Annotated in this window: 19 protein-coding genes and 2 pseudogenes; 16 read left to right on the plus strand and 5 right to left on the minus strand. The window is 69.3% G+C overall.

Translation table 11 applies throughout. The features are described from left to right. Positions 1-230: pseudogene (locus AB0J09_RS10725) on the minus strand (hypothetical protein); the annotation flags it as partial. Between the two features lie 133 nt (positions 231-363). Here AB0J09_RS10725 and AB0J09_RS10730 point away from each other — a divergent pair. From AB0J09_RS10730 to AB0J09_RS10755, 6 genes and pseudogenes are all read left to right on the plus strand, one after another. Beyond that, positions 364-564, plus strand: coding sequence for a hypothetical protein (locus AB0J09_RS10730; RefSeq protein WP_360688471.1), 201 nt, complete (start codon positions 364-366; stop codon positions 562-564). A gap of 13 nt (positions 565-577) precedes the next feature. Beyond that, positions 578-2,044 carry an SPFH domain-containing protein gene (locus AB0J09_RS10735; RefSeq protein WP_360688474.1) on the plus strand — a complete coding sequence of 489 codons (1,467 nt, stop codon included), beginning with the start codon at positions 578-580 and terminating at the stop codon, positions 2,042-2,044. 78 nt (positions 2,045-2,122) lie between these two features. After that, a complete protein-coding gene (locus AB0J09_RS10740) occupies positions 2,123-3,454 on the plus strand; it encodes an SPFH domain-containing protein (protein ID WP_360688477.1) in 1,332 nt (443 codons plus the stop codon). A gap of 109 nt (positions 3,455-3,563) precedes the next feature. Beyond that, positions 3,564-4,214, plus strand: a complete 651-nt coding sequence (locus AB0J09_RS10745) for a hypothetical protein (protein WP_360688480.1) — start codon at positions 3,564-3,566, stop codon at positions 4,212-4,214. Between the two features lie 83 nt (positions 4,215-4,297). Further along, a pseudogene (locus tag AB0J09_RS10750) lies at positions 4,298-4,717 on the plus strand (FAD-dependent monooxygenase); the annotation flags it as partial. Between the two features lie 179 nt (positions 4,718-4,896). Further along, positions 4,897-5,448, plus strand: coding sequence for a hypothetical protein (locus AB0J09_RS10755; protein WP_360688568.1), 552 nt, complete (start codon positions 4,897-4,899; stop codon positions 5,446-5,448). A gap of 27 nt (positions 5,449-5,475) precedes the next feature. Here AB0J09_RS10755 and AB0J09_RS10760 read toward each other — a convergent pair whose 3' ends face one another. Together AB0J09_RS10760 and wecB are read right to left on the minus strand one after the other, a co-directional pair. Next, positions 5,476-7,512 carry a glycosyltransferase gene (locus AB0J09_RS10760; protein WP_360688483.1) on the minus strand — a complete coding sequence of 679 codons (2,037 nt, stop codon included), beginning with the start codon at positions 7,510-7,512 and terminating at the stop codon, positions 5,476-5,478. 54 nt (positions 7,513-7,566) lie between these two features. Further along, entirely contained in the window at positions 7,567-8,697 is a 1,131-nt protein-coding gene (wecB, locus tag AB0J09_RS10765; protein ID WP_360688486.1) for a UDP-N-acetylglucosamine 2-epimerase (non-hydrolyzing), read from the minus strand. Between the two features lie 56 nt (positions 8,698-8,753). Here wecB and AB0J09_RS10770 point away from each other — a divergent pair, with 56 nt between their 5' ends. The 5 genes from AB0J09_RS10770 (at position 8,754) to AB0J09_RS10790 (ending at position 15,458) form a co-directional block, all read left to right on the plus strand. Next, on the plus strand, positions 8,754-10,421 hold the full coding sequence (locus tag AB0J09_RS10770) for a glycosyltransferase family 4 protein (RefSeq protein ID WP_360688489.1): 1,668 nt from the start codon (positions 8,754-8,756) through the stop codon (positions 10,419-10,421). A gap of 121 nt (positions 10,422-10,542) precedes the next feature. Further along, positions 10,543-11,805, plus strand: a complete 1,263-nt coding sequence (locus tag AB0J09_RS10775) for a nucleotide sugar dehydrogenase (RefSeq protein WP_360688492.1) — start codon at positions 10,543-10,545, stop codon at positions 11,803-11,805. Positions 11,806-11,824: 19 nt separating this feature from the next. After that, positions 11,825-12,913 (plus strand): glycosyltransferase, encoded by a 1,089-nt coding sequence (locus AB0J09_RS10780; RefSeq protein ID WP_360688495.1) that lies wholly within the window; start codon positions 11,825-11,827, stop codon positions 12,911-12,913. Positions 12,914-12,961: 48 nt separating this feature from the next. After that, positions 12,962-14,737 (plus strand): DUF4434 domain-containing protein, encoded by a 1,776-nt coding sequence (locus tag AB0J09_RS10785; RefSeq protein WP_360688498.1) that lies wholly within the window; start codon positions 12,962-12,964, stop codon positions 14,735-14,737. Between the two features lie 55 nt (positions 14,738-14,792). Next, positions 14,793-15,458 (plus strand): NUDIX domain-containing protein, encoded by a 666-nt coding sequence (locus tag AB0J09_RS10790; protein WP_360688501.1) that lies wholly within the window; start codon positions 14,793-14,795, stop codon positions 15,456-15,458. A 125-nt stretch (positions 15,459-15,583) separates the two neighbouring features. On the opposite strand, the gene AB0J09_RS10795 is transcribed toward AB0J09_RS10790, so the two are convergent. After that, a complete protein-coding gene (locus tag AB0J09_RS10795; RefSeq protein ID WP_360688504.1) occupies positions 15,584-16,231 on the minus strand; it encodes a GNAT family N-acetyltransferase in 648 nt (215 codons plus the stop codon). Between the two features lie 109 nt (positions 16,232-16,340). On the opposite strand from AB0J09_RS10795, the gene AB0J09_RS10800 reads away from it, so the two are divergent. Further along, a complete protein-coding gene (locus AB0J09_RS10800; protein ID WP_360688508.1) occupies positions 16,341-17,246 on the plus strand; it encodes a glycerophosphodiester phosphodiesterase family protein in 906 nt (301 codons plus the stop codon). On the opposite strand, the gene corA is transcribed toward AB0J09_RS10800, so the two are convergent. Beyond that, positions 17,243-18,352, minus strand: coding sequence for a magnesium/cobalt transporter CorA (gene corA / locus AB0J09_RS10805; protein ID WP_360688511.1), 1,110 nt, complete (start codon positions 18,350-18,352; stop codon positions 17,243-17,245). The two genes, AB0J09_RS10800 and corA, sit on opposite strands and share 4 nt — an antisense overlap. Positions 18,353-18,706: 354 nt before the next feature. Here corA and purD point away from each other — a divergent pair, with 354 nt between their 5' ends. From purD to AB0J09_RS10825, 4 genes are all read left to right on the plus strand, one after another. Next, complete coding sequence (gene purD, locus AB0J09_RS10810) at positions 18,707-19,921, plus strand: phosphoribosylamine--glycine ligase (RefSeq protein WP_360688514.1); 1,215 nt, start codon at positions 18,707-18,709, stop codon at positions 19,919-19,921. Continuing rightward, entirely contained in the window at positions 19,918-20,754 is an 837-nt protein-coding gene (locus AB0J09_RS10815; RefSeq protein ID WP_360688517.1) for a phosphoribosylaminoimidazolesuccinocarboxamide synthase, read from the plus strand. The genes purD and AB0J09_RS10815 overlap by 4 nt, the downstream gene beginning before the upstream one ends. 78 nt (positions 20,755-20,832) lie before the next feature. After that, positions 20,833-22,098, plus strand: a complete 1,266-nt coding sequence (murA, locus tag AB0J09_RS10820; RefSeq protein ID WP_360688520.1) for a UDP-N-acetylglucosamine 1-carboxyvinyltransferase — start codon at positions 20,833-20,835, stop codon at positions 22,096-22,098. A 201-nt stretch (positions 22,099-22,299) separates the two neighbouring features. Further along, complete coding sequence (locus tag AB0J09_RS10825; RefSeq protein ID WP_360688524.1) at positions 22,300-23,589, plus strand: GTP cyclohydrolase IIa; 1,290 nt, start codon at positions 22,300-22,302, stop codon at positions 23,587-23,589. Positions 23,590-23,801: the final 212 nt, after the last annotated feature.

The raw sequence follows: 23,801 nt of genomic DNA on the forward strand, positions 1-23,801 counted from the left end.
CTCTCGCCGGTAGGCTCCGGCCGGCCCGCGTGGCGCCAGAAACGCCCGTCCCGCAGCGCGTGCGGCACGCTGAGCGCCTCCGCCGCCCCGCCGCGCACAGTGAATGGCTCCGGCGAGTATGCGGTCCCACGAGGGCTCTCAGTCACTACGCATCCCAGGGCCATCCCGTCGAAGAAGTCGCGGCGGGAAATGGGATGGTTCATCACGAGGTCTCGCGGAGTGGAGCTCATGGCGCGATCATCAGCAGACGGGCGAAAAGCCGGGCGAGCGACGCGCAGCACCTCGGGAAACATTTTGCGCGGGCTATTACCGCGAATGCCCGTTTGGAGTAGCGTCCGGAATATCGCGAGCGGGGGGAGTCCGGTGGTCGGCAAGCAGGGCAGGGTCACAGGGAAGATCGGCCCAGGGCTCGTCGGCGAGGTCATGATCCCGGTCAGGGGCGGCGTCGAGGCCTTCTACGCCCACCCCAGCCTGCCCGACGAGGAGTTCACCATCGGATCGATCGTGATCGTCGTCGAGTACTTCCCTCCGCGGACCGTCTACGTGGCCAGAGCACTCGTCTGAGGGAGGCCCTCCGATGTCCCCCGAGGTCTACATCGCCGCCGCCGGTGTCGTCGTCGCGGCCGTCATCATCATCCTGCTGTTCAAGGCCGTGTGGCGGGTCGCGGAGCCCAACGAGGCCCTGATCATCTCCGGGCTGGGCGCCCGCCGCCGCGCTGAGGGTATCGACAGCCTGGGCTTCAAGATCATTACTGGCAAGGGTGCCGCGGTGCTGCCGGGGTTCCAGGCGGCCAGGCGGCTGCGGCTGGACACCAGGGCCGCCAACCTCCAGGTCTCGTGCGTCACCCAGCAGGGCATCCCCGTGCACATCCGCGGCGTGGTGATCTACAAGGTCGGCGACGACCTGTCCTCCATCGCCAACGCCGCCCGCCGCTTCCTCGACCAGCAGGACTTCATGACCAGCGCGATCCACGAGCTGTTCACCGGCCATCTGCGCTCGATCATCGGCAACCTCACCATCGAGGACCTCATACTCAACCGCGAGCGCCTGACCAGCGAGACCAGGGCGTCGGCCGCCGACGAGATGAGCAAGCTGGGCCTGATCGTGGACTCGCTGCAGATCCAGGAGATCGACGACGAGACCGGCTACATCGTCAACCTCGGCAAGCCGCACGCCGCCAAGGTCGCCGCCACGGCCCGCATCGCCCAGGCACAGCGGGACCAGGAGGCCACCGAGGCCGAGCAGATCGCCGCCGCCAACATGGCCGCCGCGCGCCGGGACTCCCGCATCAAGGAGGCCTCCTACCAGGCCGAGATCGACCAGGCCCAGGCCACCGCCCGCCAGGCGGGTCCGCTGTCGGAGGCGACCGCCCGCCAGGAGGTGGTCGTCCAGGAGACGAAGGCCGCCGAGCTGGAGGCCAAGCTCGCCGAGCAGCGGCTGCAGTCGCAGGTGCGCAAGCCCGCCGACGCCAAGGCGTACGAGACCGTCACACTCTCCCAGGCCGAGCGGGACGCCCGCATCGCGCAGGCGGAGGCGGAGGCGAAGGAGACCGAGCTGCGCGCCGCCGCGCAGGCCTCGCAGGTCAAGCTGGCCGCCGCGGCCGAGGCCGAGTCGGTACGCCTGCGCGGCGAGGCCGCGGGAGCCGCCACGAAGATCACCGGTGAGGCCGAGGCTCAGGCCGCGCAGGCCCGCGGTCTGGCCCAGGCGGAGGCGGCCAAGGCGCTGGGCCTGGCGGAGGCCGAGGCATCGCAGGCCAAGGGTCTGGCGGAGGCCCAGGCGATCAGGGCGCGCGCCGAGGCGCTGAAGGAGAACCAGGAGGCGGTCATCGCCCAGCAGCTCGCCGAGCGCTGGCCGGAGGTCGTGGAGGCGGGCGCGAAGGCGTTCGGGAATGTGGACCACATGGTCGTGCTGAACGGCGCCGAGGGCGTCGAGGAGCTTCTGGCCAAGGCCCTCACACTCGGCGGGGCCGGGATCGGCCTGGCCAGAGCGCTGCTCAATGGCGCCACTCCCAACGGGGCGGAACCGTCTGGCAAAGCGCCCTGATCGGGCGTACCGTCAAATCGGGGCGAGCCGGGAAGTCTGGTCGGCGGTGTATACGACGACGTCCTCCCGGAGTGGATCATGGACTTAATGGTCGCAGGCATCATCGCCGCAATCGCCCTCATCTGCGTCGTGGCGTTCAAGCTGATCTGGCGGGTCGCCGAACCGAACGAGGCGATCCTCATCTCGGGCCTCGGCGCGCGGGGCAGGGAGACGCTCGGCTTCAAGATCGTCACCGGTAAGGGTGCGCTGGTCATCCCGGGGTTCCAGACCGCGCGCCGCATGTCTCTCGACAGCCGGGTCTCGCAGCTCGAGGTCAACTGCGTGACCAAGCAGGGCATCCCGGTGCACGTGCGGGGCGTGGTGATCTACAAGGTGGGCGACGACTTCGTCTCCATCGCCAACGCCGCCCGGCGCTTCCTCGACCAGCAGAAGACCGTGGACGACAAGACGCACCAGCTCTTCTCCGGCCACCTGCGCTCGATCATCGGCAACCTCACGGTCGAGGACCTGATCATCAACCGCGACGCGCTCACCAACGAGATCCGCACGTCGTCGGCCGACGAGATGAGCAAGCTCGGCCTGAACGTGGACTCCCTGCAGATCCAGGAGATCGAGGACGCCACCGGCTACATCGTCAACCTCGGACGCCCGCACGCGGCCGCCGTGGCCTCGCTGGCCAGGATCGCCGAGGCGCACAGCGACCAGGAGGCCAACGCCGCCGAGCAGGAGGCCGCCATCAAGAAGGCCGCCGCGGTCCGCCAGGCCCGCATCCAGCAGGCCGGGTACCAGGCCGAGGTCGACCGGGCGGCGGCCGCGGCCAAGCAGGCGGGCCCGCTGGCCGAGGCCACCGCCCGGCAGGAGGTCGTGGTCCAGCAGACGACCGCCGCCGAGCGGGAGGCCCTGCTCGCGGAGAAGCGGCTGGAGGGCGAGGTGCGCAGGCCCGCGGACGCCAAGGCGTACGAGCAGGTCACGCTGGCGGAGGCGGCGCGGCGCGCGGCGGTCGCCCAGGCGCAGGCCGAGGCCGAGGGCATCAGGTTGCGCGGCGAGGCGGAGTCGGAGGCGACCAGGCTGCGCGGCATGGCCGAGGCGGACGCGGCCAGGGCCAAGGGGCTGGCGCAGGCGGAGGCCATCAAGGCCCGCGCGGAGGCGCTGGCGAGCAACCAGGAGGCGGTCGTCGCGCAGCAGCTCGCCGAGCACTGGCCGGAAATCGTCGAGGCGGCTTCCAAGGCGTTCGGGAACGTGGACCACATGGTGGTGCTGAACGGCGCTCAGGGCGTCGAGGAAATGCTCGCCAAGGCGCTCACGCTTGGCGGCGCCGGATTGGGCCTGGCCAGGGCCCTGCTCAACGGCGGAACGTCAAACGGCGTTGAACCGGAAATCGTTCGTAAAACCGCTGAATCCCGCGAATAGCGACGTTACCCGGCTCCTTCCTCTTCACATCCTCTAGCGTTTTGAAAAATGCCGTTAGAGCGAATTGGAGAGGCCCATGATAAAGGCCATTTCCGGCATATTCCTGAGTATGGTGGCCATTGCCGGATGTTCCGGTGGCGACACCACCCCGTCGGCGATCCCCACGAACACGCAGGCGCCCGGGCCGCAGCCGTCCGCCGACACGTCCAGGCTCCGCGCAGCCCTGCTGCCGGTGCCCAAGGGCATGCGCGTCGCGTACGGCCCCGAGCTGGGCGCGTTCGGCTCGCTCAAGGCCACCCAGCAGGGCCTGGCGGCGGTGCGTCAGGCGAAGCTGCAGCGGCCCGAGTGCGCCGGGGCGGCCCAGCTCGACGCCGCCAAGCCCGGCATCGCGCAGGCGCCCGCGGCGGTGATCGCCTTCGCCGCCGACCGCGGCTCCATCACGCAGGCCGTCGTGTCGCTGCCGTCCACGGCCTTCCCCGCGCCGCTGCCCAAGCAGTGCGCCTCGTACACCGCGAACGTCGGCGGCACGCAGGTGACCTACAAGACCCGCACCCTCGCCATGCCGACCAGGGGCGACGAGTCGCGGGCCTATCTCACGACGGCGGCGGGCGCCAAGAAGAACGCGCAGATCGGCTCGGTCGTGATCAGGAGAGGGACGCTGATCATGAGCATGCTGGTGGTCGGCCAGCGGGTCAAGCCGCAGGGGCTGTTCGAGCTGGCCCGCCTCGCCGACCAGAACCTGGAGCGGGTCACCAGGTAGCGCCCCGCGGTGCGCGGCCGGTGCGTACGCGGTGCGCGCCCGCGCCGAGGCTCCTGCCATCGGAACGATGACGAGGAGCACCGATGAGCAAGAGCATCCTGATCTCCGGCGCCAGCCTGGCCGGCCCCGCGCTCGCCTGCTGGCTGACCCGTGCGGGCCACCGGGTCACGGTCGTGGAGCGCGCCCCGGCGCCGCGAGAGGGCGGCCAGAACGTGGACTTCCGCGGCGAGGCGCACCTGACCATGCTGCGCAGGATGGGCATCCTGGAGGAGATCCACCGCCGGCGGACACACCCGGGGCCGCTGCGGATCATTGACGGGTCCGGCGCGGTGCGGGCCACACTGCCCGCCTCTTTCACGGGCGGTGCCGTGGAGATCGGCCGGGGGGATCTGAGCCGGCTGCTGTACGACATGAGCAAGGACCGGGCCGAGTACGTCTTCTCCGACTCGATCGCCTCGATGACCGAGCGCGACGGGGGCGTGGACGTGACCTTCGACAGCGGGCGGCAGCGCACGTTCGACCTGGTGATGGGGGCGGACGGACTGCACTCCAACGTGCGGCGGCTGGCGTTCGGGCCCGAGTCGGGTTACGTCCGGCCGTCCGGGTACTACGTGGCGCTCTTCGGCGCCGCGGACGGGCCGGGCGGGGCGGTCCTCACAGCGAGCCGGGCAGGGGCGTCCTGGTGGACGACGAGAGCGTCTTGTGCGTGTTCGCCTCCGAGCCCCTGGACTACCACTACCGGGACGTGGCCACCCAGAAGCGGCTGGTCGCCAAGGCGTTCGCGGGGATGGGGTGGGAGACCTCCCGCTTCCTGGCCGGGCTCGACGACGCCCGTGACTTCTACTTCGACTCGATCGGCATGGTGCAGGTGGACGGCTACGCCAAGGGCCGGGTCGCGCTGGTCGGGGACGCGGGCTACGGGGCCACGATGGGCGGGTTGGGGGCCGGGATGTCGCTGGTGGCCTCGTACGTGCTGACGGGCGAGCTGGCCGTCCATGGGGACCACGTGCGGGCCTTCGCGGCGTACGAGCAGGTGATCCGCCCGTACGCCAAGGCGTGCCAGCGCCTGGCGGGCAACGCGGGCTCCTTCTTCGCCCCCAGGACCGCCCGTGGCATCCGGCTCCGCAATGGCGCGCACCGGATCCTGACCTCGCGCCTGTTCGCGCGCTACCTGGACAAGCTCACCACGAAGGCCGCGAACTCCATCACCCTGAAGGACTACCCGCTCGCCTGACCTGGTCGCCTGCGTCGGGAAGGGCCGTCAGATGAGGACGTGGTCGTCGGGGCGGCCGACGAAGGAGAACTGCGCGTTGCGGGTCAACTTGATGTGGTCGGCCTGCCACGTGTGCATCGAGGTGTCGGCACTACGCCAGTAGACGAAGTTGAAGCGGTCCGCCGAGTAGATCTTGACGGAGTCCTCCTTCAGCCGCCGCACGAGGTGGGTGTCCTCGCCACGCGTGATGTCCGCGAAGCCGTACGAGCGGAACATGTCGGCCTTGCCGAGGAACGTGCCGCCCTGGACCAGGAACGAGTAGCGGTGCTCCAGCCCCGGCAGGCGGAGCATGGTCGTGTTGCTCCCCTCGAAGTACGCGTAGTGCGCCCCCTTGCCGACCAGTTCCGCGTCCGAGTAGTCGAACGCGCGCACCAGGTCCGACAGGTAATGGTCGCCGTACAGGTTGTCGTCGTCCATCTTCGCGATCAGATCGCCCTCGGCGGCGGCGATGCCGAGGTTCATGCACGCGCCGAGCGACAGCGAGGCGTCGGCGGGCAGGACCACGACGTCCGTGATGCCCGCCATACGGGCCTTGTCGGCGACCACCACGGGATCGATGTCGAGCCCGTGCAGCACCATGACGAGTTGGAGCGGCCGGTGGAGCTGGCGGGCCACCGAGGAGACGGCGTGCTCGATCTGGGAGGCGCGGTTGGTGGGCAGCACGACCGAGATCGAGCGGGACCGGGACCCCACCTGGTGGCCGAGGTTCTGCAGGATCTGGTCCACCCGGTGCGAGAACAGGTGCTTGTCGAAGACCTCGCGCATCGCCAGGTGCCCCATCCTGGCCCGCAGCTCGGGGCTGTTGATCAGGTGCAGTACCTGGTTGTACGACTCGACCGGCTCCCGGGCGATGGGAATGAGGTCGCCGAAGGTCTCCTCGATGGCCCGCGACCATCCCGAGACCACCGGCGTCGCGCAGGCGGACAGCTCGAAGACCCGGCGGGCGCACATGGTCGGCGAGTCGAGCACCGAGTTGACGTTGAGGAAGACCTTGTACATCCGGTACGCGGCCAGCATCTGGTCGTACGGGAGCTCGCCCACGATGTGCGGCCGGTACTTCTCCGGCCAGGCGTACTTCTCGTCCACCTCGCCGTTGCGCGCGAAGATGTGCAGGCCCAGCTCCCTGACCGGGTCGAGCACGGTCTCCATCTGCTCGCGGCGCTCGGGGTGCTTGTCGCGGAAGTACATCCCGGCGAAGACCACGTCGTGCAGGCGGCCCTGGCGCTGCTGGATCGGGTTGTGCACGCGGGGCTGGGCGGCGAACTGCAGCACATCAACCCGGTCGTGTCCCAAAGTTTCCCGATATTTCGGGAGCATGTCACCGTCGCAGGTGAACACGTAGTCGAACAGCTTGGCCGTGTCGATGAAGAAGTCGAAGTTCGGCGGGTCCTCCTTGTTCCAGAAGACCGTCGGGATGCCCTCCTGCTTGCACCAGGCCACCAGGTCGCGCAGCGGCTCCTTGGGCGCGTTGGTGCCGGTCATCTGGTAGCGCCAGCGCCCCTGGTTCCCGTGCCACGCCGACTCGCAGAACAGCAGGTCGGGCCGCTTCTCGGCGAAGATCTCCGGCCAGTCCTTGAGCCCGAACTCGATCTGGTCCCACTCGTACTTGAAGGCCATCCTGGAGAAGTCGTCCAGGATCACGGCGACCTTCAGGTCGGGCCTGTCGACCGGCCCCTTCGGCCACTTCGCCGGCGGCACCTCGACCAGCGGCGGCCGGTTGTTGGCGATCTCGGTCGCCTCGGTGACCGGGATGGGAGGCTTGGGCGCCTTCTCCTTCGACCTGACCGCCTGGACGATCTTTCCCGGGCTCTTCGAGCCCAGGGCCTCGCCCAGCTTGAACGTCCGCTTCGCCTGCGTGGCCTCCAGCTTCCAGCCCGCGTACGCGGCCTTGGCCTCGGCGATCTCCAGCCGCCTCCGGAGCTCCCTGACCTCGGCCTCGAACCGCTCGACGAGCTTGCGCTCCTCGGGCAGCCAGTTGACGGGGCCGAGCCGCTGGTACGTGGGCTCTTCGGGGGTTTCGGCCATGGTGATACGCCTATCGCTTAGCGGAGGTTTGTCATGGTACGGCGGATACGACCGCTATTCGGGGCGTTTGGCCTGAGAGGCGGGGGCGAGGTTGTCCCCCTTCAGCCAGGCGGAGATCACCTTGGCGATCCGCGGGCCGGCCTGACCGTCCCAGAGCACCGGCAACTCGCCGGCCGGAGTGGCGGCCCCGTCGGCCAGCGCCTTCTCCGCGGCGGCGGGCAGCAGAGCGGGCGTGACCAGCCGGTTCGTGCCGTGCGTGACCGTGATCGGCCGCTCGGTGTTGGGGCGCAGGGTCAGGCAGGGGACGCCCAGCACGGTCGTCTCCTCCTGGACGCCGCCGGAGTCCGTGACGACCAGAGCGGCGCCGCGTACGAGTGAGAGGAAGTCCACATAGCCCAGCGGGTCGACGACCTTGATCGATTCGCCGTCGACCAGGCCGGCCTCGGCCAGGCGCGCCTTGCCGCGAGGGTGGACCGGCACCACGATCGGGATCTGCCGCGAGACCTCCAGCACCGCCTCCACCAGCTCCTTGGCGGCCTCCGGCGTGTCCACGTTGGCCGGCCTGTGGAGGGTCGCCACGGCATAACGAGCCGGTATGCCCAGCCGCTCCACCACGGGCGCCGGGTCCAGCGACGGCAGCGCGGAGTACAGACTGTCGATCATGGGGTTGCCCACCAGGTGCACCTTGGACGCGGGCACGCCCTCGTTGGCGAGGTAGGCCAGGGCCTCGGGGGAGGTGGCGAAGAGCAGGTCGGCCAGTGCGTCGGTGACGACCCGGTTGACCTCTTCAGGCATGCCCCGGTCGAACGAGCGCAGCCCCGCCTCCACGTGCGCGGTCCTGACGTCCAGCTTGGCGCAGACCAGGATCGCGGCCAGCGTCGAGTTCACGTCGCCGTACACCACGACCAGGTCGGGGTCCTGTTCCTGGACGATCTCCTCCAGGCCGACGAGCAGCGCCGCGGTCTGCTTGGCGTGGGTGCCCGAGCCGACCCCCAGGTTCGCCACGGGCTCCGGCAGCCCGAGATCGGCGAAGAAGACGTCCGACATCAGCGCGTCATAGTGCTGACCAGTGTGGATGATGCCCTGCCGCACGCCGAGTTCACCGAGTGCCCGTACCACCGGGGCCGCTTTCACGAAATTGGGACGAGCACCCAATACGTGCAGGACCAGGGGGTTCTCCCTCATTGACCTCGCCTTTCATAGCGGAAGGGGAAAAACGTTGCCTATGGTACGGTCACCGCGTGGCATCCGACGCCAGTCGTCAAGACTCCTCAAAGGTTTCCGCGAAGTCCGCCCGTGCCGGCGTCGGTGGACTTCTCAAAGGCTTCGTCCAGCACCCGATCATCGTCTCCCGCGTCGTCGTGACGAAGGTCAAGTCCGACCCCGTCCGCGTGGCTCAGGCCGCGGCCGACGCGCTCCCGCCCCGGCTGCGCCCCGTCGTGGGCAGCCTGGCCTGGCCCGCCGCGCGCCGTGCCCGGCGGATCGTGCGCAAGTTCGGCATGCGTGTGGTCAAGGGGCCGTGGAACGAGGCCAAGGATCTGTGGAACGCCGGCCGGGTGAGCGAGGCCGCCGAGGTGCTCGAAACCCACACCAAGTACCCCTTCGTCAGGCGCAGGGCCGCCTACTACCGGGGTGAGCTGGCCGCGATCAGCCCCGACCCGATCCCGCCCGGGCCCAAGGTGGCCGTCAGGGAGCGCGTCGAGGGCCGGGTGCTGCACATGGTCACGAACGCGCTGCCGTACACGCAGGCCGGTTACACCGTCCGCACCCACCGCATCGTCACCTCGCAGAAGGCCGCGGGGCTCGACCCGCACGTGGTCTCGAGCTGGGGCTGGCCGATGCTGCAGGGGCACGCGGGCGCGCCGCCGTTCGAGGAGATCGACGGCGTCCCCTACTACCGGCTGCTGCCCGACGGGCACGGCGAGATGCCGTTCGAGATGCGCGGGCGCATGATCAAGGGCGCCGACGCGGTCACCAAGCTGGTCACCCAGCTCAAACCGCAGGTCCTGCACGCCGCCACCGACCACCGCAACGGCTCCGTGGCCCACGCCGTACGCGACAGGACGGGCACGCCGTTCGTCTACGAGGTACGCGGCTTCCTGGAGGAGACCTGGGCCTCCCGCGACCCGATCCGCGTGGGCAGCCAGCGGCACGTGCTCCAGCGCGAGCGCGAGGCGTTCCTCATGCGCGAGGCCGACGCCGTGGTCACGCTGGCCGAGACCATGGCCACGGAGATCGTCGAGCGTGGCGTGCCTCGGGAGAGGATCCACCTGGCGCCCAACGCCGTGGACGACTCGCTGCTGACCGCCCACTACGACGGAGCGTCGTTCAGGGACGCGTACGGCATCGCGCCCGGCGAGATCGTCGTCGGCTCCGTGTCCAGCATCGTGGCCTACGAGGGGTTCGCCACCCTGCTGCGGGCCGCGGCGCTGCTGCGTGACGACGGCACGCCGGTGCGGGTGCTCATCGTGGGCGACGGCGCCGAGCGCGAGAACCTCCTGGAGCTGGTCGGCGAGCTGGGCCTCGACGACGCCGTCCTGCCGGGCCGGGTCGGACCCGACGAGGCGCTGCAGGCGCAGGACGCCATCGACATCTTCGCGTGCCCGCGCGAGGATCTGCGGGTGTGCCGACTTGTTACGCCATTGAAACCCGTCGAGGCGATGGCGCTCGGCAAGCCTGTCGTGCTCAGCGACCTGCCCGCGCTGTCCGAGCTCGTCGGCTCCGACGGCGCCGGTCTCCTCGTCCCGCCGGGCGATCCGGCCGAACTCGCCAAGGCCATCGCCGTGCTCCGGGAGGACCCCTCCCGGCGCGCTGAGATGGGTGAGGCAGGACGGGCGGAAGTGGCGGCCAAGCGGACTTGGAGCCGCGTTGCCGAGACTTACCAAGCTCTATACCGCTCGCTTACCTAATGATGACCTTCATGTTGGCTGTCACTTCCGACGGGTTCGGTCGCATTAGGCGTGAGCTAGGTGGACTTGAGATAACCTTTGCCACCATGAAGTGTTGTTTCCGGCTCCCAAAGGCACTGCTGTGACAGAAATCGACTTGGCTGTCATCGGCCTCGGCTACGTCGGCATGCCCCTCGCCAAGGAGGCGGTGAACGCCGGCCTGCGGGTCGTCGGCCTGGACGTCGACCCCGCCAAGGTCGACGCACTCAACGCCGGGCAGTCATACATCGATGACCTGACCGACGCCGACCTCGAGCACATGCTGGCCAACGGGTTCAGCGCCACGCTCGACGAGACCGTGCTGGCCAGAAGCAACACGATCGTCATATGCGTGCCTACCCCGCTGGACGAGGACCACCGCCCGGACCTGTCCGCCGTGGAGGGCGCCACCAAGGCCGTCGCCCGCAACCTGAGCAAGGGCACGCTCGTCGTGCTCGAGTCCACCACCTGGCCGGGCACCACCGACGAGGTGGCCAGGCCGCTGCTGGAGAGCTCGGGGCTCGTCGCGGGCGAGGACTTCTACCTCGCCTTCTCGCCTGAGCGCATCGACCCGGGCAATCCCAAGTTCGGGCTGCGTAACACGCCCAAGGTCGTGGGCGGGTACACGGCGATCTGCCGCGACCGCGCCACGGCGTTCTACGGGCAGTTCATCGAGCAGGTGGTGCCGGTCAGCGGCACTCGTGAGGCGGAGATGGCCAAGCTGCTCGAGAACACCTACCGGCACGTCAACATCGCTCTCGTCAACGAGATGGCGATCTTCTGCGACGAGCTCGGGATCGACCTGTGGGAGTCGATCGAGGCTGCGGCGACCAAGCCGTTCGGCTTCCAGAAGTTCCTGCCGGGTCCCGGCGTCGGTGGGCACTGCATCCCCGTCGACCCGTCGTACCTGTCGTACACGGTGCGCAAGCTGGGCTACCCGTTCAGGTTCGTGGAGCTGGCGCAGGAGATCAACGAGCGGATGCCGTCGTACGTGGTGGCCCGCGTTCAGCGTCTACTGAACAGGCATAAAAAGCCCGTAAACGGCGCCAGAGTCGTTATGCTCGGCGTCACCTACAAACCGGATATCGCTGATGAACGCGAGACCCCGGCGCTCCCTGTGGCGCGTGCGCTGCTGGAGCTGGGCGCCGACCTCTCGTTCGCGGACCCGTACGTCAAGGAGTGGGCTGTCGACGGCACCGCGGTGCCGCGTGAGGAGGATCTGGCCGAGGCCGTGATCAACGCGGACGTGACGCTGCTGATGCAGCAGCACGCCGCGTTCGACCTCGACATGGTCCAGGCGCAGGCCAGGCTCGTGCTGGACACCCGCGGTGTGCTCACCGAGGGTGAACGGGTCGAGCGGCTCTAGCGACGGAGGGCTGCACGCAGTGAACGTGCTCGTCATGACGGTGGTGCATAACCCCGAGGACGCTCGAATCCTGCACAGGCAGATTCGTGCCCTTGTGGATGCCGGTCATGAGGTCACGTACGCCGCGTCGTTCACCGCGCACGGCGTCGTGCCGAGACCCTGGGTCACCGGCGTGGACCTCCCTCGCGCCGCGCAGCGCAAGCGGGTGGCGGCCGTGTGGGCCGCCAGGCGGCTGTTCAAGCGCATGCGAGACAAGGTCGACCTCGTCCTCATCCACGACCCCGAGCTGCTGTTCGCCGTCTGGGGCGTGCGGAACCGGCCGCCCGTGGTGTGGGACGTGCACGAGGACACCCCTGCCACGCTCTCGCTCAAGCCGTGGCTGCCCGCGCCGCTGCGGCCTCCCGCGCGGTTCCTCGCCCGCATGCTGGAGGGCACCGCCGAGCGCCGCATGCACCTGCTGCTGGCCGAGACGGCGTACGCGGGCCGGTTCAAGGACGCTCACCTGATCGTGCCCAACGAGACCTGGGTGCCCGACTCCGTGACGCCTCCCGGCGACGACCGGGTGGTCTACCTCGGGTGGCTGTCCAAGGCCCGGGGCGTGATCGAGGCCGTCGAGGTGGCGAAGCTGCTGCAGCCGTACCGCGTGGCCGTGGAGCTGATCGGGTACGCCGACCCGCAGAGCCGTCCCATGCTCAACCAGGCCGTCTCAGAGGGCCTGCTGGAGTGGCGCGACTTCATGCCCAACGACGAGGCGCTCAAGCGGCTCGACGGCGCGCTGGCCGGGCTGTCGCTGCTGCACGACGAGCCCAACTACCGCCACTCCATGCCCACGAAGATCGTGGAGTACATGGCGCACGGCATCCCCGTCATCACGACTCCGTCGCCGCGCGCCGTCGAGCTGGTGGAACGCTATGACAGCGGCGTCGTGGTGCCCTGGGAGGACCCCAAGGCCGTCGCCCAGGCCGTGCTGACCCTGCGCGACGACGTACGCGAGCGGCGGGCGCAGGGCGCGCGCGGCTACGCGGCCGCCCGCGCGAACCACCACTGGCCCAACTCGGCCAAGCGCTTCGTGGCCCAGCTGGAGTCCTGGGCCGGGGTCAAGCGGTAATCATCAGCGGTAATCATCAAGGGCGGTCTGAACGTGCGCTGGCTCTTCGTGGCCGCTGGCCTTGCAGTCCTGGCCGTGGTCGCCACCGTGATCATCGTCCTGCCGTCCTCGTCGGACAAGCCTCCGACTGCGGCTTCGCATACGCCCAAGCCCACGCAGGCCGCGCCAACGCCGAAGGTGACGAAGTTCACCGACCCCTGTGGAACGTTCGAGACCAAGGAGCGGGCCCCGTACGCCGTGACCGGCTATTGGATCACTCCCAGGTCGAACCCCTGCACCTGGCGCAGCCAGCTGGAGGAGATCCACGACGTGGGCGGCGACACGATCATCAGGATCGGGTACGGTCTGCAGTTCCGCACCGTCTCGCAGGCGGGCGAGATCCTGACCAGGGAAGGGGAGCTCGACTCGCTCTACAAGGCGTGCCAGGAGGACGGGCTGACCTGCCACGACGCGGCCGAGCGGGACCTGCGCAAGGCCAACCCGGGCAACCGGGTCGGCCGCACGTACGTCTACCGCACGGACGAGTCGTTCGGCGCCGGCCTGCTCCGCTGCCCCGAGATGGAGCACAGCATCAAGGCGGGCAACCGGATCTACTACCGGATCATCACCCAGCCGGACGGCTCGGACGACGCCACGTGTGACTTCTCCAGCAAGGCCACCTCGTACGACATGATCCTGGTGGCCGGGTCGGACAAGGACAGCCTGAACGAGCTGCTCGACCTGGGCGACCAGTTCGGCATGCGCATCTTCCCGGCGCTGCCGCTGGCGCCGCGCGACCCGAACATGCCGACCAGGGCGTACAAGAAGCACCTGCCCGCGCTGACCACGCTGACGCGGCGCATCCTGCAGGACTACGGCGTGCGCTTCGGCGAACGGGAATCGCTGGGGGGCATCTACCAGCCGTTCGAGGTGCAGATGGCCGCCACCCTGGCCACGAACCCGACGCTGGAGGTGTACGCCGACCAGCACACGATCGTCGAGCAGGAGCTGCCGGGCAAGCCCATCCTGATCAGTCCCTACCTGGACGCGCGCAAGCGGGTGCCCTTCGGGCAGACGCCCAAGCAGGTGGCCGAGGGGTTCAAGGCGCTGGCCAAGACGGGGGTCGGCATCATCGCGCCGCAGGACAGCCGGGGGACCGGCAAGGTGGGGCTGTTCTGGCCGGACCAGCGCGACGACGAGGTGGACGAGCGGCTGCGGCCGGTGGTGGGGGAGTCGACGTACGGGACGGCGTACCACGGCTCCACGCGCGATTACTACCGCGAGATGTCGGTGGCCCGCGAGGAGATGGTCAAGGCCGGCTACCAGGTGGACCTGTGGGCGAACGTCGAGGCGTTCGAGCCGTCGGGCAAGGAGCCGTGCGCCCCGCAGGGCACCCGGGGCAAGACGGACAAGAAGCGCCTGGACCAGGCCGTCACGATGGCGGGGCGTTATGTCCAGAAGGTCGTCTCCTATATGTGGAGCGACTTCATGACATGCGGGACTCCCTCCCTCGAAAAGGAGATCACCACCGACTGGCGGCGCCCGATCGCGGTGGACGCCATCAGGCGAGGCCGTGACGTCCAGGATGGGGTGGAGGTGCGCGGCTACAACTTCAAGGACAGCACCATCACCATCACGTGGTCGGGGGGCACCAAGGATCTGGTGGTGTCGGCGGTGGGGTGGCTGGACGAGCAGCCGATCGAGGAGCTGCCCGAGGGGATGTCCACGGCGTGGGTGCCCTTCGACTGGACGCAGGTGCCCACGGGCGAGTCGGTCGAGATCACCGTCAAGGCCCCGTCGGGGCAGGCGACGACGGAGCCGTTACACGTACGCATCGTGACGTAGGGCCGGGGTTCCCCACAGTTCGCTCCGTACATGCGACAGCGTGTAACGTGCCTGCATGGTCCCGAGCGTGCCGGTCAGCGTCGACCTGGTCGTGCTCACCGTCCGAAACCAGGCTCTGAGCGCTCTGGTGTGGCGCCGCGACAACCCGCCGTTCCTCCGCCGCTGGTCCCTGTCGGGAGGCTTCATCCAGCTGGACGAGGACCTCCCGGCCGCCGCCCAGCGCATCCTCGCGGAGCGAGCCGGCCTCCCGGGTGCGCCGGTCCACCTCGAGCAGCTTCAGACGTACGGATACCCGGACCGGGACCCCCGCCAGAGAGTCCTGAGCGTCGCCTACCTGGGCCTGGCCCCGGACCTTCCGGCGTCGGAGAAGGCCCACATGAGCTGGCAGCCGGTGGACTCCCTCACGGTCATGGCCTTCGACCACCGCCGCATCATGCAGGACGGCATCGAGCGCGCGCGGGCCAAGCTCGAGTACACGTCGCTGGGCGCGGCCTTCTGCCCGCCGGAGTTCACGGTGGCGGATCTGCGCCGCGTCTACGAAATAGTCTGGGGCCGGTCGCTGGATCCCAGGAACTTCCACAGGAAGGTCACCAAGGCGGAGGGCTTCCTGGTGGAGACGGGCGGCACGACGACCCGGGACGGTGGCCGCCCGGCCAAGCTCTTCCGCCGCGGCCCCGCCGAGCTCCTCCACCCCCCGATGCTCCGCAGCCTCAAGGAGTAACCACTCAGGCGGCGGATCTCCGCCCCACGCCCGCACGCCGCACCGACGCCGGTGGTAGGGCGTCCCAAGGGACCTCCGCCCCGCACCGTCCGTTTGTTCTTCGAAGGACCCGTGCGGGCCGGGGGTCAGGGATTCAGGACGGCGGCGGTCATCGGGGTGTGGAGGGTCCAGCCGAGGGTCTCGTAGAGGGCCTGTCCGGCCGCCGTGGCCACCAGCACGCCCGTTCGTCCCCCCATCGACGCGGCCGTGGACGCCAGGGTCTGCATGACCACCGTGCCGAGCCCGCGGCGGCGGTGGTTGCCCGCCGTCTCCACCTGGTCCACGACCGCCGTCCGGCCCGCCAGCGCGAACTGGCCTCTGGCGGCGACCTCGCCCGCCGCCGTCAGCAGGCGGGCCGCCGTGACGCCGGCACGGGTCGTGACGGCGAGCGTGTAACCGGAGGGGACTCGGGGCGTCCTGCGGGTCAGGGACACCGTCATCATGAACTCCGGATCCTGGACGACCCACCGCGCCGGTAGGAGCGGGGCGACGGTGGAGGCGGAGGCGCAGAGCTTCAGCCACGTGCCCGGCGTGGTGATGGTGCTGGTCAGATGGTGGAGGATCCCAGGCGTCGGAGCGGTCACGATGTGGCGGGCCACGTGGCCGGGGAGGCCCACGTCCACCCGCAGGCCCCATGTCTCGAGCACGGGGCGAGGGGCGTTGCGGGAGATCACCCAGCCGTCCACCCAAGCCCGGACTGTTGCGGGATGGGCAGTTTTGAGAACCTCCGTCATGATGCCCAGCTTATGGTCTGCCCCTGACTGTCGACCGGGGCGTAGCAGGATAAAAAGGACACGGCGTGGCATCGCCGAGTCGTGCCCCGCGCCAGGTAGTGTCCCCGTTGTGCGCGTTGAGATACATGGTCACCGGGGAGCTCGGGGCCTCTGGCCGGAGAACACCCTGCCGGGGATGAGCCGCACGATGGAGCTCGGCGTCCACGCGCTCGAGCTCGACGTCGCCCTCACTGCCGATCGCCGCCTCGTGCTCACGCACGACCTCACGGTCTCCGCCGTGACCAGTGCCGACCGGCGGCCGATCAAGGCAGGCGATCCGCTGTTCCCGTACGTCGGAAAGCCGATCAACGCACTCACGCTGGCGCAGCTGCGCACGCTCGACGTGGGCGTACGGCTGCCGCGCCATCCCGACGACCCGTTCGCGCTGACGCAGGTCCCCATGCCCGAGACCAGGATGCCGACGTTCGGCGCGGTGCTGGGGCTGGTGAACGCCTACGAGGCGGAGGGCGTACGGCTGCACGTCGAGCTGAAGTCCGACCCCACCAGGCCGGAGCTGACGCCCGACCCCGAGCTCTTCACCGAGCTGGTCGTCGAGGAGCTCGACCGGCACGGCAGGCTCGGCAACGTCGCCATCCTCAGCTTCGACTGGCGGATCCTCACTCATGCCGCCGGGCTAGCCCCGGGCACGCGGCGGTTCGCGCTGATCGAGCTGGACACCCTGCACTGGCACGACGACCTGGGCGACGACATACCGGCCGCGGCCCGCGACGCCGGAGCGACCACGCTCTCGCCCGAGCACATCATGGTGGACGAGGCGCTGATGGCCCAGGCGAACGCCGCCGGGCTCGACGTGGCGGTCTGGACCGTCAACGAGACCGGCCTGGCGGCGAGGATGCTGGACCTGGGGGTGGCAGGGATCGTCACCGACTATCCCGATCGGATGCGGGAGCTCTGGCGGGAGCGGGGGCTGGAGCTGCCTGAGCCTGTAGGCCCGCTGAAGCCGGTGGGGGTCTAGAGCCAGCCGTTCCTGCGGAAGCCCCGATGCAGGAGCACGCAGGCGGTGACCATGACGGCCAGCACCGCGGGGTAGCCCCAGGCCTGGTGGATCTCCGGCATGAAGTCGAAGTTCATGCCGTAGATCCCGGCGATCATCGTGGGCACGGCCAGGATGGCTACCCAGGAGGAGATCTTGCGCATGTCCTCGTTGGCCAGCGCGTTGGAACGGGCGAGGGCGGCTTGCAGGATCGAGCTGCACAGTTCGTTAGAGGACTCGACCTGCTCGCAGACCCGGGAGAGGTGGTCGCCGACGTCCCGGAAGTACTCGCGCATCTCCGAGGGGATGACACGGCGCTGCGGCAATGCGGACAGCGGGGAGAGCAGTGGGGTGACGGCCCGCTTCATCTCCAGCATCTCCCGCTTGAGCTGGTAGATCCGGTTGATGTCGCGGGAGCTGACGTCGGCGAAAACCGTGGCCTCGACCTCTTCCAGCTCGAGCTGCATGAGGTCGGCGACCTGGAGGTACTGGTCGACGACGTGGTCGGCGATGGCGTGCAGGACGCCGGCGGGGCCGCGGTTCATCAGCTTGGGCTTGTCCTCGAGGCGCTCGCGGACAACGGTGAGGGGGCAGTGCTCGCCGTGGCGCACCGTCACCACGAAGTCCACACCGAGGAACACCATGATCTCGCCGGTGGCGATGATCTCGCTGTTGGCGGTCAGCTCGTCGTGGTCGAGGTAGGAGACGGTCTTGAGCACCATGAACAGCGACTCGCCGAACCGCTCCACCTTGGGGCGCTGATGGGCCTTGACGGCGTCCTCGACGGCCAGCGGGTGCAGCCCGAACACCTCGGAGAGCCACTCCACCCCGGGAGCCTCGGGCTCGTGCAGGCCCACCCAGACGAACGCTTTGGCGCCGTCGGAGGTCTCGTTGTGCTCGCGTACGAGGTCGAGCGCCTCGACGATGCCGGAGGCGGCGACCTTCTTGCCCTGGACGTAGGCGCCGTACTCGACGATGGAGTCACCGGGGGGCACGCAGACCTCACGCATCGGCTCGGCGAGCTGGAGCGTGGTACGCGGACGAACAGGGTGACGGTTGATGCGACGGAAAAGCGTGGACGAGCGCATGGCAGTCCCTTTCCGCCCGACCTGGCACGCTCCACGCGCGACGAAAAGTCACCTCACAGAATGCGCGGAGGCACGATCAGGCTGCCGGATTGGAGTGGTCGGGGGTATGCACGGTGTACGTGGGCGAGCACGTACTGCTGGGATCACCAGGATTCATCCCGGACCACCTCCAATCGCATGGGGACGCCGCGAAGCCGCCCTAACTTACCACAGACGGGTGAACTTACTTGACGATACTCGCAGGGACGCTCTCGACTCAGGTAGAACTCGACAAAGTTCCTGTGCTATTCCGGCGATTGGTGTGCCCGTGCACCCTCGCGTGTGCCGGGCGGCGGGCCTGCGACAATAGACCGCGTGCGCGTTCTAGTCATTGGTTCCGGAGGGCGTGAGCACGCCCTGTGCCGTTCACTCAGGCTCGATCCCCAGGTCAGCGAGCTCCACTGTGCCCCAGGCAACGCGGGCATCGAGGAGGTGGCGACCGTTCACCCCGTCGATCCGCTCGACCCCGGGCAGGTGGCCGAGCTGGCTTTGCGGCTGCGGGTCGATCTCGTGGTGGTGGGGCCGGAGGCGCCGCTCGTGGCGGGGGCGGCCGACGCCGTGCGCGACGCGGGCATCGCCTGCTTCGGGCCGTCGAGAGATGCCGCCATGATCGAGGGCTCCAAGACGTTCGCCAAGGAGATCATGCAGGCGGCCGACGTGCCGACGGCGCGGGCCAGGACGTGCGTCACGGAGGAGGAGGCGGCCGCCGCCCTCGACGAGTTCGGGGCCCCCTACGTGGTCAAGGACGACGGGCTGGCCGCCGGCAAGGGCGTGGTCGTCACCAAGGACAGGGAGAAGGCGCTGGCGCACGCGCGGGCGTGCGAGCGGGTGGTGATCGAGGAGTTCCTCGACGGGCCCGAGGTGTCGCTGTTCGCGCTGTGCGACGGGAGCACCGCCGTGCCGCTGCAGCTCGCTCAGGACTTCAAGCGGGCCTACGACGGCGACGAGGGCCCCAACACCGGCGGCATGGGCGCCTACACACCGCTCCCCTGGGCGCCTGAGGGGCTCACCGACCAGGTCATGCGGGAGGTCGTGCACCCGACGATCGGTGAGCTGGCCCGGCGCGGGCTGCCTTACCAGGGCGTGCTCTACGTGGGATTGGCTCTGACCTCGAAGGGGCCGAAGGTCGTCGAGTTCAACGCGCGCTTCGGCGATCCGGAGACGGAGGTGCTGCTCGACCGGCTGGAGACGCCGCTGGGTGGGCTGCTGATGGCGAGCGCGACGGGCGAGCTGGGGCTCGACCCGGTGTTCAAGGGCGGCTCAGCCGTGACCGTGGTGATCGCGTCGGAAAACTATCCTGAGGCGCCGGTCAAGGGCGACGTGATCACGGGGCTGCAGGAGACCGGGAACGCGTACGTGCTCCACGCCGGCACCAGGCGGCAGGGCGACGACGTGGTCTCCAACGGCGGGCGGGTCCTCAACGTGGTCGGCCACGGGCCCGACCAGGAGAGCGCGCGCCAGGCCGCCTATGACCTCGTCGGCAGGATCCAGCTGCGCGGCTCCTTCCACAGGACGGACATCGCCCGATGAAGCACGTGCACTCCGGCAAAGTACGCGACCTCTACCAGACCGACGAGGGCCTGCTGCTGATGGTCGCCTCCGACCGGATCTCGGCCTTCGACTACGTGCTCGAGCCCGACATCCCCGACAAGGGGGCCATCCTCACGCAGATGTCATTGTGGTGGTTCGACCAGCTCAAGGACGTCGTGCCCAACCATGTCGTGGCACCCGGTGACGACGCCCGCAGCGTGCTGTGCAGGCCGCTGCAAATGGTGCAGGTCGAGTGCGTGGCGCGGGGCTACCTCGCGGGTGGCGGGCTGAACGAATACCGCGCCGACGGCACTGTCTCAGGCGTCCGCCTGCCGGAGGGGCTCGAGGACGGCTCCCGGCTGCCCGAGCCGATCTTCACACCGTCCACCAAGGCGCCCCAGGGGCAGCACGACGAGCCGATCTCGTACGAGCAGGTCGTCCAGGAGGTCGGCGAGGAGACCGCCGAGGAGCTTCGGCGGATCACCCTGGCCGTCTACACGCGCGGCGCGGAGATCGCCCGCGAGCGCGGCATCATCGTGGCCGACACCAAGATCGAGCTCGGCTGGGACGCCGATGGGGTGCTGACGCTGGGCGACGAGGTGCTTACGCCCGACTCGTCGCGATTCTGGCCGGCCGACCAATGGCAACCCGGCCGCGCGCAGCCTTCTTTTGACAAGCAATTTGTACGCGATTGGCTGCTGTCGCCCGAATCAGGATGGGACAAATCCTCCGGAAACCCCCCACCGCTCCTTCCTGACCATGTGGTCGAGCGCACGAGGCTGCGATACCTAGAAGCATATGAGCGCGTCACGGGGGCTTCCTTTAGCGGATGATTCGGCTGGGTCATGTGGTGTTAGCGACTACTGTTGGCCCGATCAAGCCTCACCGTTGATTTCAAGGAGCCGCACGAAATGGTCCGTTACCGCGTGCGCGGTGGCAACGCACTGCGTGGAACCGCGTTCATCCAGGGCGCGAAGAACGCCGTGCTACCCATGATCGGTGCGGCTCTGCTCGCCGCCAAGGGCCGCACCGTCCTGCGCAACGTGCCGATCATCGAGGACGTCCGCCGCGCGGTCGAGCTGGCCGAGTCCGTCGGCGCGTACGTCGAGCTGCACGAGTCCGAGCGCACGCTGGTCATCGACGCCTCCAGGGTGAACAGCCCCGTACTGCCGGCCGCCATCGCCAGGCGTTTCCGCGGCTCGGTCCTGTTCACCCCCGCGCTGCTCCACCGGCTGGGCGAGGCGATCGTGGAGGGCGTCGGCGGCTGCAACCTCGGCAGCCGCAATCTCGACTTCCACTACCTCGGCTACAAACGGCTGGGCGCCATCGTGGACGAGGGCGACACCGTCATCCACGTCAAGGCGTCCGGCCTGACCGGCGCGACCCTCTATCTCGACACCCCGTCACACACCGGCACCGAGAACCTCATCATGGCCGCCGCCCTGGCCAAGGGCACGACGGTGATCGAGAACGCGGCGCTGGAGCCCGAGGTGCTCGACGTCATCGACATGCTCACCAAAATGGGCGCGCGGATCAGCGGCGGCGGCACGGGGTTCATCACCGTGGAGGGTGTGGACGAACTGCACGCCGTCGAGCACACGGTGATGCCCGACCGGCTCGACGCCGGCGTGTTCGCGATGGCCGCGGCCATCACCGGGGGCGAGCTGAGCCTCGTGGGCACGGGGCTCGACCTCGGGGTCGTCCGCTACAAGCTGGAGCAGATGGGCGTCGAGTTCGCCCGCCAGGGCGCCGTGCTGCACGTGCGGTGCGAGGGCCCCCTGCGGCCGATCAACATCATCACCGACACCTACCCCGGCTTCGCCACCGACCTGCAGTCCCCGATGATGACCGTCGCGGCGCTCGCCGACGGCACCAGCTACATCCACGAGCGCATCTTCGACGGCAGGTTCGCCCTGGCCGGAGAGCTGAACAAGATGGGCGCGAACGTCGAGGTCGACGGCAGCCGGGCCGTCGTGCGCGGCAGTACGCCGCTGACCGGGACCCAGGTGACGGCCCACGACTTGCGCTCCGGCATCGCCCTGGTGCTCGCCGGGCTCGCCGCCGAGGGGGAGACCGTGATCGACTCCGGATACCTCATCGATCGCGGGCACGCGCATCTCGCCGCCCGAATGCGCGCGCTCGGCGCGGACATTACACGAGAGATTTCAGAGCGCTAAAAAGCGCCAGAAAAACCTCGTTGAGCTGCTAGGACATCTTGTCGGGCGGTCAACCTCAACGGCTTTCCGGAAAAGTCGGGCGTGACATTACGGCCCCCGCGAGCGATCGTTCCAAAAGAGAGCATTGCAACGGACGGCTGGATGGGACGAACATTGGTCGATAGGGCCGAAGAAACTCCCCGAGTGTCACGCCCGGGCGCTATGACACCGGACCTCACCATCGGCGTGGTCGGACCCCACGACCTGGTCGAGCGAGTCATGCTGATGGGTCACGCCGCGGCGCCGCTGCCGTGTCGCCTGGTCGCGGCCGCGTACCGCGACGAGCAGGAGGCGCCCGACAAGGTGACGCGGCTCGGTCCCGGAGTCGACGCATGCCTGTTCGCCAGCCCGGTCCCCTATGACCTGGCCAGGCGTTCCGGCGTGCTGACGATGCCCGCGACGTACGTCCAACTCGGTGGAGCAGCACTGGTGGCGGCGCTGGCCAAGGCCGCGCTCGACCCTCGCATCGACCCCCAGCGGGTCAGCATCGACGTGGTGAGCAGGGCCGATGTGGAGGAGGCTTACACCGACCTCGGCATCCCCGCCTCGGACGTGCACAGCCGCGACGAGCCGGGCGCCACCGGCACGATCGCGGCCTACCACGAGCGCCTGGTCAGGCAGGGCGCCACCTCGGGGGCGCTGACGTGCCTGCCCTCGGTGGCCGAGCGCCTGCACGCGGCGGGCGTGCCGGTCATCAGGATCAGGCCGACCTCGGGCGCGGTACGCACGGCGCTGCACACGGCCGCGCTGCTGGGCGCGCATCACCGGCTGGAGGAGTCGCAGCTGACCGTGGTGCTGGTGGAGGTGCCGACGCTGCGCGAGCCCGTGCGCCGCGCCGCGCCCCGCTACTGGCGCGACGAGCTACGGCTGTCGCTGCACCGGCTCCTGGTCCAGGAGGCGAACCGGATGAACGCCACCGTCTGGCCCATCGACGATCACAGCTACCTGGTTACCGCTACCAGGGGCTCGATCGTGGCGGCGACGGACGGGTTCAGGGTGCTGCCGTTCGCGGCCAGGATCAGGGACGAGCTGGGGCTGGCGGTCGAGGTCGGCGTGGGCATGGGGCGCACGACGCACGACGCGGAGTCGCACGCCCGGGCGGCGCTGGCCCGCACGCAGGCGGGCAAGCAGGCGCAGGGGTTCGCGGTGGATCGCGAGGGGCGCGCGCTCATCCCTGCCCCGCGCATGCCACCGACCGGATCCGCCGCGCTGAAGCCCAAGGGAGTGGAGGTGCTGGCCCGGCTGGCGGCCAAGCTGGAGGGCGGAGACACTGTGGTCGACGCCGAGGGGGCGGGCAAGATGCTGGGGGTCACGCCTCGCACGGCTCGGCGGTTGCTGCGCACGCTGGTTGACGAGGGACTCGCGTGGCCGCTCCCGCCGAACCGCACCCCGCAGCCGGGGCGTCCGCGCCAGCTGTATCGACTGATTGTCGAGAAGCTCGGCCCGCGCTGAGTCACCCATTGGGTGAGTGCCGTGATCAGGCCCGTCGTCTTCATACGGCGGGCTCTCGGTTTGAAACCCCCCACCCATCCTGTACGGCGGAGCCAACGACACGCCACCCGCCACACAGGGCTCAGGGCCTCCAGGGAGACGCTCGCTGACCCGCACGGGGCTGAGCGCCGTTACGGCGCCTTGTGAGGCGATTGAGGGCTTTGTCGTGACCT

Origin of the sequence: Nonomuraea sp. NPDC049784, assembly GCF_040659615.1 — a bacterium.
Taxonomy (GTDB): domain Bacteria; phylum Actinomycetota; class Actinomycetes; order Streptosporangiales; family Streptosporangiaceae; genus Nonomuraea.